This window comes from Methanobrevibacter thaueri, from assembly GCF_015062905.1.
Classification (GTDB): Archaea; Methanobacteriota; Methanobacteria; order Methanobacteriales; family Methanobacteriaceae; genus Methanocatella; species Methanocatella thaueri_A.
This window is the reverse complement of record NZ_SUTK01000059.1, coordinates 1-8,462: the sequence shown is the minus strand read 5'-3', so window position 1 is coordinate 8,462 and position 8,462 is coordinate 1. Positions and strand designations below refer to the sequence as shown.

Annotated in this window: 9 protein-coding genes and 1 pseudogene; 7 read left to right on the top strand and 3 right to left on the bottom strand. The window is 41.5% G+C overall.

Annotated elements, in window-relative coordinates:
* The 5 genes from E7Z79_RS08470 to E7Z79_RS08450 form a co-directional block, all read left to right on the top strand.
* The coding region (locus E7Z79_RS08470) for a DapH/DapD/GlmU-related protein (protein WP_303739523.1) at nt 1-620 on the top strand (620 nt) is incomplete at its 5' end.
* A gap of 11 nt (nt 621-631) precedes the next feature.
* Nucleotides 632-1,114 carry a gamma carbonic anhydrase family protein gene (locus E7Z79_RS08465; protein ID WP_303739522.1) on the top strand — a complete coding sequence of 161 codons (483 nt, stop codon included), beginning with the start codon at nt 632-634 and terminating at the stop codon, nt 1,112-1,114.
* 3 nt (nt 1,115-1,117) lie between these two features.
* Complete coding sequence (hisC, locus tag E7Z79_RS08460) at nt 1,118-2,218, top strand: histidinol-phosphate transaminase (protein WP_303739521.1); 1,101 nt, start codon at nt 1,118-1,120, stop codon at nt 2,216-2,218.
* Nucleotides 2,218-2,922 (top strand): anaerobic ribonucleoside-triphosphate reductase activating protein, encoded by a 705-nt coding sequence (locus E7Z79_RS08455; protein ID WP_303739520.1) that lies wholly within the window; start codon nt 2,218-2,220, stop codon nt 2,920-2,922. Before hisC ends, E7Z79_RS08455 begins: the two co-directional genes overlap by 1 nt.
* A gap of 12 nt (nt 2,923-2,934) precedes the next feature.
* Nucleotides 2,935-4,071 (top strand): tetratricopeptide repeat protein, encoded by a 1,137-nt coding sequence (locus E7Z79_RS08450; RefSeq protein ID WP_303739519.1) that lies wholly within the window; start codon nt 2,935-2,937, stop codon nt 4,069-4,071.
* Between the two features lie 164 nt (nt 4,072-4,235).
* Here the strand turns inward: E7Z79_RS08450 and glmM are convergent, their stop codons facing one another.
* Complete coding sequence (gene glmM / locus E7Z79_RS08445) at nt 4,236-5,600, bottom strand: phosphoglucosamine mutase (protein WP_303739518.1); 1,365 nt, start codon at nt 5,598-5,600, stop codon at nt 4,236-4,238.
* 62 nt (nt 5,601-5,662) lie between these two features.
* Nucleotides 5,663-6,061 carry an exodeoxyribonuclease VII large subunit gene (locus E7Z79_RS08440; protein WP_303739517.1) on the bottom strand — a complete coding sequence of 133 codons (399 nt, stop codon included), beginning with the start codon at nt 6,059-6,061 and terminating at the stop codon, nt 5,663-5,665.
* Between the two features lie 85 nt (nt 6,062-6,146).
* On the opposite strand from E7Z79_RS08440, the gene E7Z79_RS08435 reads away from it, so the two are divergent.
* Both E7Z79_RS08435 and E7Z79_RS08430 read left to right on the top strand, forming a co-directional pair.
* Entirely contained in the window at nt 6,147-6,779 is a 633-nt protein-coding gene (locus E7Z79_RS08435; protein ID WP_303739516.1) for a queuosine precursor transporter, read from the top strand.
* Nucleotides 6,780-6,925: 146 nt separating this feature from the next.
* Entirely contained in the window at nt 6,926-7,804 is an 879-nt protein-coding gene (locus E7Z79_RS08430; RefSeq protein ID WP_303739515.1) for a hypothetical protein, read from the top strand.
* A gap of 9 nt (nt 7,805-7,813) precedes the next feature.
* Here E7Z79_RS08430 and E7Z79_RS08425 read toward each other — a convergent pair.
* Nucleotides 7,814-8,462: pseudogene (locus tag E7Z79_RS08425) on the bottom strand (DNA ligase); the annotation flags it as partial.

The following is an 8,462-nucleotide window of genomic DNA, read 5'->3' as shown; positions in this document are numbered from 1 at the left end:
TCGGAAGGCCATGGGAACTGATTGAAGTGAACGAGGAGTTAATCAGCCAGCTCAAGACAGAAATCAGAGGAAAGATTGAAGACGGAGCCCATGTCCATGGAGAGCTATTTTTGGATGAGGGCAGTATCATCAGGGCCGGAGTATACATTGAAGGAAATGTCTACATAGGCAAGAACTGTGACATAGGCCCTAATTCATACATTAGGGGCAATTCCTATTTCGGAGACCACGTTCATGTGGGAAATGCGGTTGAAATCAAGAATTCAATCATTATGGAAAACACCAATGTCAGCCACTTGAGCTATGTCGGAGACTCAGTAATCGGTTCAAACTGCAATATAGCTGCAGGAACCAACATCGCTAACCTGCGTTTCGACAACCGTTCAGTCAAGACAAAAATCAAAAACCAGATGATTGACAGTGGAAGACGTAAGCTAGGGTCCATTATCGGAGATGCCGTAAAGACAGGTATCAACTCAAGCTTCTCACCAGGTGTTAAGGTGGGTTACAATTCCACTATAGGTTCAGGGGTTTTGTTGTATGATGATGTACCCTCCGACACAAGAGTGCTGGTAAAACAGAATCATATCATTCAGAATAAAAATAAAAAACAAGAATAATTGGCGATATTATGGAAAATAATAAAGACTCTATTGTAATATGCCCAGGCGCACACGTAATCGGTGATGTTGAATTAGGAGAAGACGTTTCAATTTGGTTTGGAGCTGTCGTTCGAGGAGACACAGATTCCATTACCATCGGAAACAATTCAAACGTTCAGGACAATTGTGTAGTTCACTGCACCAAGGGATTTCCGGTTGAGATTGGAGATAATGTCTCAATAGGCCATGGTGCCGTGGTGCACGGATGCAAGCTTGACGACAATGTTTTGATTGGAATGAATGCCACCGTCTTGAATGGCGCACACATTTCAAAAAACTCAATCGTTGGAGCCGGAGCTGTAGTGAGTGAAGGAAAGGAATTTCCAGAAGGAAGCCTGATTTTGGGCGTTCCGGCAAAAGCGGTCAAGGAACTCACTCCCGAACAGGTCAGCATGATTCAGAGGAATGCTGACAATTACGTGAAACTTTCCAAACAGTATAAGGAAGATTAAATCATGAAAGCAAGACAGATTGTAGAAGAAATGGATTCTTATGTTCCCGGCAGATCCCAGGATGAGATTGCCGCCGACTTTAACCTGAAAAAGGAGGACATCATCAAATTGGGTTCTAATGAAAATCCTTGGGGACCTTCTCCAAAGGCCATGGAGGCCATTAAGGATGAAATAGGATCAATCAACAGATATCCGGAATCACAGCTCCACGAATTGGTATCAGAAATAGCCGATTATTCCGGCGTTAAGGATTCCCAAGTCATCATTGGCGGAGATGGAGCGGATGAAATCATTGATGTTCTTGCAAAGACATTCATCGATAACGGAGACGAGTTTATAGTTCCTTTGCCGTCATATATGTATTATGAATACCTGTTAAAGCAGTACGGTGCAAAGCCGGTTTATGCAAAATGGGATTTGGACGCCAACAGGCTGGATGTTGAATCGATTTATGAGGCAGTCAGCCCAAAAACAAAAATGATTTTCCTGTGTTCCCCAAACAATCCTACAGGAACACTGATTGACAAGGATGTCCTGATTGATATCGCATCAAAAAATCCTGAAGTGCTGATTGTTATAGATGAGGCATACTTCGAATACTCCGAAGTTACAAACAAGGATTTGATTAATGAATTTGACAATATATTCATCATACGCACCATGTCCAAGGTATTGGGCCTTGCAGGCATGAGGATAGGCTACGGGCTTGCATGTGAGCAGATTATCGAATACATGCACAGAATCAAGCCGGTATTTTCCCTTACAAGATTATCATTCGTAGCCGCACTCAACACTTTCAGGGATAAGGACTATATCGAGGATTCAATAAGAAAGGGAATCGAATCAAGACAGTACCTGTATGATGAGGTATCAAAAATTGAAGGATTGAATGTTTTTCCTTCAAAATCAAACTTTATGCTTATTCGCGTTGAGGACACTGGATACACTGCCAGTGAATTGGCGTTGGAATTAATGAAAAAAGGAATTATCGTAAGAGACTGCACCTCATTTAAGGGCCTGGATGAGTATTGGATTAGAATAAGCATCTGCACCCTTGAAGAGGATGAGAAGTTCATCGAAATTTTAAAAGAGGTTTTAAGCTAATGTATGTAGGCGGTAGCGTAATATCTTCTGTCGAGTTCCACGGCAATATGAGCCTGGTTTTTTTCATGTCAAAATGTCCCTTGGCTTGCAGATACTGCCATAATGTGGAGCTTTTGGAGGATAATACTGAAAAATCATTTGAAGAGATATCTCAGGAAATCGATTCATCAGCTGATTTTTTAGATGCTATTGTGATTTCAGGTGGAGAACCCTTAGTACAGACAGATGCAGTAATTGAAATATTAAAGTATGTTCGCAAAATCGGCCTTAAGACAAAACTCGACACAAGCGGAATTTATCCGGACAACCTTAAAAAGATCCTTGACTTGGATTTGCTGGATTATGTTTCACTTGACGTAAAAACAACATTTTCAAAATACCGGAAGATAACAGGAGCAAACGTTGGTTTTCAAGTAAAGAAATCAATGGACCTAATAAATGAAGCAGGAGTTCACCTGGAAGTTAGAACAACTTATGTTCCGACATTGCACACTAAAAAAGACATTATGAATCTTGTTGATGAGATTGAGGCTGATGTTTATACCATTCAGCAGTTTAGAAATAAGAATGTTCTGGACCCTGCCCTTGAGAAGGTGGAGGTTCCTAACCCTCACGACCTGGCCGATTTGGCCCGTGAAGTCAAGCCGTATTTCAAGGGCATCGTTAAGGTCAAGTCAGGGGAATTTGGAGAGCAGGTAATTTAGGGAGTGTTTTGTATGCCGATTCTGTCGTTTTCAAGTAATGATATTGATGTGATTACAGGTAAGAAGACACGCACCATACGTAAGGCATGGAAAACTCCGCTTAAGGTTGGAGACAGATTATATTGCTATTGGAATCTGGTTTCAAAAGAGAAAATGAAGATTTTTGAGGCTTTTGTAACCGGTGTTGAAACCGTTCCGTTTTCCGAAATCAAGGACAATGACGAGCTTGCTGTCGAGGAGGGATTTAAGGACTCCAAGGACATGCTGAGAGAATTTAAAAAGATGTATGGCGGACGCATCGACCCCAATGATGAGTTCCAGATAATCTATTTTGAGAAAATCCCCATAGATGATTGGAGAGGGGACAAGATAGATGAAAAGGCCATGATCACCAAAAGGGCGGACATCCTGTTTGACAGCGGCAAGTTCGACAAGTCAACAATGTGCTATGATGCGGCACTTAGGCTGGACCCTCATGACATATACCTTTTGAACAAGCAGGGGGACAACCTGTCCAGGCTTGGGAAATTCATTGAGGCCATCGAGTGCTACGACAAGGCCTTGGAATATGAGCCGGCCAACATTTATATTCTAAACAACAAGGCAATCGCCCTTTTGAATTCGGGCAATATCAATGAGGCGCTGAAGGTGAGCAACCTCGCTTACAATTATCGTCCGAGCAGTCCGATCGTTCTCTATTGGAGGGGATTCATTCTTGAGATGCTTGGCAGGTATGATGATGCGCTCAGGGTCTACGACAAGCTGATTGTCATCGACGGTGAAAACCCCGAGGTTTGGAATTCACGCGGAAACCTCTTGAGCGACATGGGAATGCTTGAGGAGGCCATCGAATCATTCGACAAGGCGGTTGAAGTGTGTCTTGATGATTCTGAAGTGGATGCTTCCGCAATCAATAGGATGGGCAATGCATATATTGATTTGGGAAAATTCGATGAGGCTTTGGAATGCTTCAACAAGGCTATTGACCTTGAAAAAAATAATATTGACTTCTTGCTAAATAAAGGTGTCGTATTGATGGAATTGGGCAAGTTTGAAGAGGCTGTTGACAGTTTCAACAAGGTTTTGCTTAGAAGTCCAGACAATGAGGATGCGTTTTTCCTCAAAGAGGAATGTTTGGAATACTTTTAGATGTTCTCATGTAGATTATCGCTTCGCAATTTCTATTTTTTTACAGAGAAGTTCATTATCTTAAAGATAGCTATCACTAAATTAAAATTATCATTGAAAAATAGTATTTAATTAATCGTTTTTTGAAGTAAAATAAAAAGAAAAAATGGGTGAGAAATGCTTAATCATTTTTTGTATTTTTCGATTAAACCTAATCCCCATTCGGTCATTTCATCCGCTTTTTCCTGTGAGTCTGACTCGGCAAAGCATCTGAAGATCGGTTCGGTTCCGGAAGGTCTGATAATTACCCAACCATCTTCTTTCAGGATTTTAACGCCGTCTGTCAAATCAAGTTCAAAGTCGGTTGTTGTCTGAATTTCCTCAGCGATGCTGGACATGACGAATTCCTTTTCATCGTCCGGACATGCGACTTTTGTTTTGCTTGCATAGTATACAGGAAGTTCAGCCACCAGTTCGGAGAGGGGCTTTTTCTCTTTTGCAACGATTTCCAGAATTTTTGCAACGGTCATGACCGCATCCCTTCCATAGACAAAGTCAGGGAAAATCAAACCGCCGTTTTCCTCTCCACCGAAGAGTCCATCCTCATCCTTGAGTTTACGTGCAACAAGCAGGTCTCCAACGGCAGTAGCTATTACTTCACCGTTGTTCTCTTCGGCAACATCATAGATTGCCTGTGAGGTTGCAACGGTGGTGACGATTATTCCGCCATTGTTTTCCTTAAGCATATTCTTTTCAACAAGGGTGAATGTCTTGTCGCCCAAAACGAAGTTTCCCTTCTCGTCGATGCAGATGGTTCTGTCCGCATCGCCGTCATGTGCAAGGCCGATGTCTGCATTGAGTTCCTTCACGACGCGAATCAGTTCCTGAAGGTTTTCCTCGATAGGTTCAGGGTTACGTCCCGGGAAAAATCCGTCAGGCTGTGAGTTCAGGGTTGTCACGTCGCAGCCCAGTTTTCTAATGAGATAAGGTGCTGTAAAGCAGCCCGCACCGGATCCGCAGTCCACGACAACTTTCAGGTTGGCTTCTCGGATGGCTTCCACATCCACCTTGGAAACCGCTTCATCGACATATTCGTCAATTATCTTGTCGTTTTGGTAAAGCTCGCCGATTTCATGGAATTCCACACGGTCAGGCTCGGCGTCAAAGTATAATCTTTCAATTTCAAGGTCCATTTCGTCAGGTATACCTATACCGTCTTCATCTAAGAACTTGAGTCCGTTATATTGTGGAGGGTTGTGTGAAGCTGTAATCATCACTCCGCCGTCATAGTATTTGCGAACTGCATACTGAACGCCGGGAGTAGGCAGTATTCCCAAATCCACCACGTCACATCCGCTTGACAAAAGGCCTGCAGTCACTGCCTGTTTAAGCATAAGGGTGGAAGTTCTTGTATCTCCACCGACAGCCACGGTTCCTTTAACCAATGTGCCGTAACATGCTGCAAGTCTTGATGCAAATTCAGGAGTCAGGACATCATTTGCTGTTCTTCTGACTCCAAATGTTCCGAATAATCTTTTTTTATCAGACATGTTTAAATTCCTTTTAAATTTATTTATATTATTTTTGAATTTTGATTAATAAAAAGATATTGTTAGTTCACCATCCTAAGGCTGTCCCCATTTGACAGAACCAGTTCCATCTCGGAGTTGTACTGGGTGACGGTTCCGACGACCTCTACCTTATGGTCCCTGAAGTCCTCGATGCCCATGTTTCTGGACTGTATTTCTGCAACCTGGCTTTCAAAGATAATCAGCTGTATCTGGGCTTCGCCGTCATTTATTGTTAAAAAGTAGCTGGTCTTCGACTTTGACTGGGCAACATCGCTTATCACTCCGTCAACCCTAACCTCTTCGTCAATCATTCCACGGTTTATGTCCTTTATGTCGACTTGCTTAACCTCGATTGTTGGCGTAAAGGCTATCAGCCCTATTATTCCAATAAGGGAAGTTATGAGTGCGATTTTCAATAGTTTGTCATCTGTGATTTCCATAATTCCAGTTTGGATTTCGGGACAGATATAGGCGATAGGATTTCAGATTGTAAAATTTATTTAAGATTGAAAATATACTATGTTCATGTTTGAAAATCTGACAAAGACCGACCTGTATGCAATCATATCAGGTGTCTTCACCGCATGCCTGATAGTGTCAAATATAATTGCCGGCAAGACATTCTCATTTTTCTCATTTGCCCTGCCATGCGGAGTCATAATCTTCCCGGTGGTATACATCATCAATGACCTCTTGGCTGAGGTGTACGGCTATGAAAAGGCACGAAGGGTAATTCTTTTGGGATTTTTCATGAATCTGGTTGCGGTAATCTGCTTTACCTTTACAATATGGGTGCCTGCACCGGAATTCTTCAAGAATTCAGAGGCATTCAGCATAGTTTTAGGCTCAACCTGGAGGCTGTTGACAGCAGGATTCATCGCATATATCGTGGGCAGCCTTGTCAATGCAAGGGTAATGGTCTATCTAAAAAAAGTGGATGAGAAAAAGCTCTTTGTAAGATGCATAGTCTCAACATTTTTCGGTGAAAGTCTCGATGCGATTATCTATATCACAATAGCATTCTTCGGAACCATGCCTACCGATGCTCTGATTGCAATGATATTCATTCAGGCAATCGTCAAGACAGTCTATGAAATAATTGTCTATCCTTTGACCAGACAGGTAATCGGCTATGTTAAAGGGCTTCCGGACAACTGATTTTTTTTAATTACTTTTGCAGTGTCATTGTAATATTGACTTCAAAGCGTTAAATTGCCTTCATTTGCAACAAAAACTATTTATTATTCCTCGTTCAACTGTTAATTACGTAAATTTTTCTTGAAAAAATATTTGGAGCCGATAAAATGATTGATGGGTTGTATGACAAAACGTCCAAGATTCTGTTTTCCACTTATGGTGATGATTTTCTGGAATATTTCGGTGAATACAAAAAAATCATCAGGGAACTGGGAACCGAAGTGCATACGCTCTATGGGACCCATAGGAGATTGGACCGGCTGGCACTGGTTGACGATAATACATTGCAGAACTGGGAATTTGAAGTTAAGGAGATTAATGATGATACGTTAAGCAGGATTTGGGAATATAACAATTTGAAATCTGCCGAGATTGGGACAATCATGGACAGTTTCATCATTAGTTTTGCAAATCCCGATTCGTGTAAGGAGGCTGTTGAAATCGGGCGGTCGATTGTATTTGCTCCCATAATCAAGTATCTCCAGAAGATGGGTTTGCCCAAAAAATTAAATACTATTGAAGAGAAAGTTAATGATAATAAGAAAATCACTGTTCAGGATGAACTGACTTTGATTTTCGTCACTTTGTCTGTTAAGGACAGTTCCAAGGAGAAAATGCTTAAAAGGGTTTGTGGAGTTCTGAAAAAAATTGACTATATCGTTGAATATAGGAGAGTTGTCATTGATTCGATAATCTCCTTTCAGATAGAAAATTTCGTTAAGACAAAAGAAGATAAAGATAACTTGAATGAGGTGGTAAGTATGCAAATGTCTGTTGAAGAGTTGTTCGTTCAAACTGAAAGGGAATATGAGTTTGATTCGGGATACAATCAGGGTATTAAAGAAGGTGTTAAAAAAGGTAAAATAGAAGCTGAAGATGAAATTATCCTGAACATGCTTAAAAATTCCATTGAAGATGAACTTATCATGAAATACACCAATTGCTCTAGAGAGCATCTTCAGGAACTTAAAAAGTCTATTCAATGAATAATTATGCTAATTTCCAGTTTCATACATGGAAATCAGTCTTTCAACGGTATCAGCATCCATTGGGCTTTTGTCCTTTCTGATATTTTTGACGACAGGGAATCTCAGTGAGTATCCTGTTTCATACTCCGGTGATTCCACGATTTCCGAAAATGCAATTTCCAGAACTATTTTTGGTTCGACTGTGATTTCACGGCCTTTTGTTGAAATCTCAAGCTCCTTCATTCTGCCGGTGAGATATTCGAGTGTTGCATCGTCAAGTCCTGTTCCGACCAGTGCTATGCTTTTGAAGTCGTTGTTTTCGTCCCTAAGCGCCACAAGGTATGAACCGACGAAATCTCCTCTTTTTCCGATGCCGTATGTGCCTCCGATGACAACCATGTCCAAGGTTTCAGGCTCTGCCTTGTATTTGAGCATCTTTTTGCCTCTAAGTCCTGGAATATAGCGTTCGCAGCAGTCCTTGATCATGATTCCCTCATGGCCCTCGTTGATTGACCATTCGAATAGTTTCTGAATCTCTTCAATGTTGTCTGGGGTTCCCACTTTCATTGTGCTCAGGTTCATCTCGTCAACTGATGTGTCAACGATGCTTTCCAGGGTCTTTCTTCTCTTGTACAGAGGTTCGTCAATCATCGGAACCTTATAGTACATCACGTCA

Bases quoted from the DNA above. Each gene is read 5' to 3' on its own strand.
- glmM (WP_303739518.1), bottom strand. From the start codon at position 5,600: ATGTCTGATAAAAAAAGATTATTCGGAACATTTGGAGTCAGAAGAACA.
- hisC (WP_303739521.1), top strand. From the start codon at position 1,118: ATGAAAGCAAGACAGATTGTAGAAGAAATGGATTCTTATGTTCCCGGC.
- E7Z79_RS08455 (WP_303739520.1), top strand. From the start codon at position 2,218: ATGTATGTAGGCGGTAGCGTAATATCTTCTGTCGAGTTCCACGGCAAT.
- E7Z79_RS08430 (WP_303739515.1), top strand. From the start codon at position 6,926: ATGATTGATGGGTTGTATGACAAAACGTCCAAGATTCTGTTTTCCACT.
- E7Z79_RS08440 (WP_303739517.1), bottom strand. From the start codon at position 6,061: ATGGAAATCACAGATGACAAACTATTGAAAATCGCACTCATAACTTCC.
- E7Z79_RS08450 (WP_303739519.1), top strand. From the start codon at position 2,935: ATGCCGATTCTGTCGTTTTCAAGTAATGATATTGATGTGATTACAGGT.
- E7Z79_RS08465 (WP_303739522.1), top strand. From the start codon at position 632: ATGGAAAATAATAAAGACTCTATTGTAATATGCCCAGGCGCACACGTA.
- E7Z79_RS08435 (WP_303739516.1), top strand. From the start codon at position 6,147: ATGTTTGAAAATCTGACAAAGACCGACCTGTATGCAATCATATCAGGT.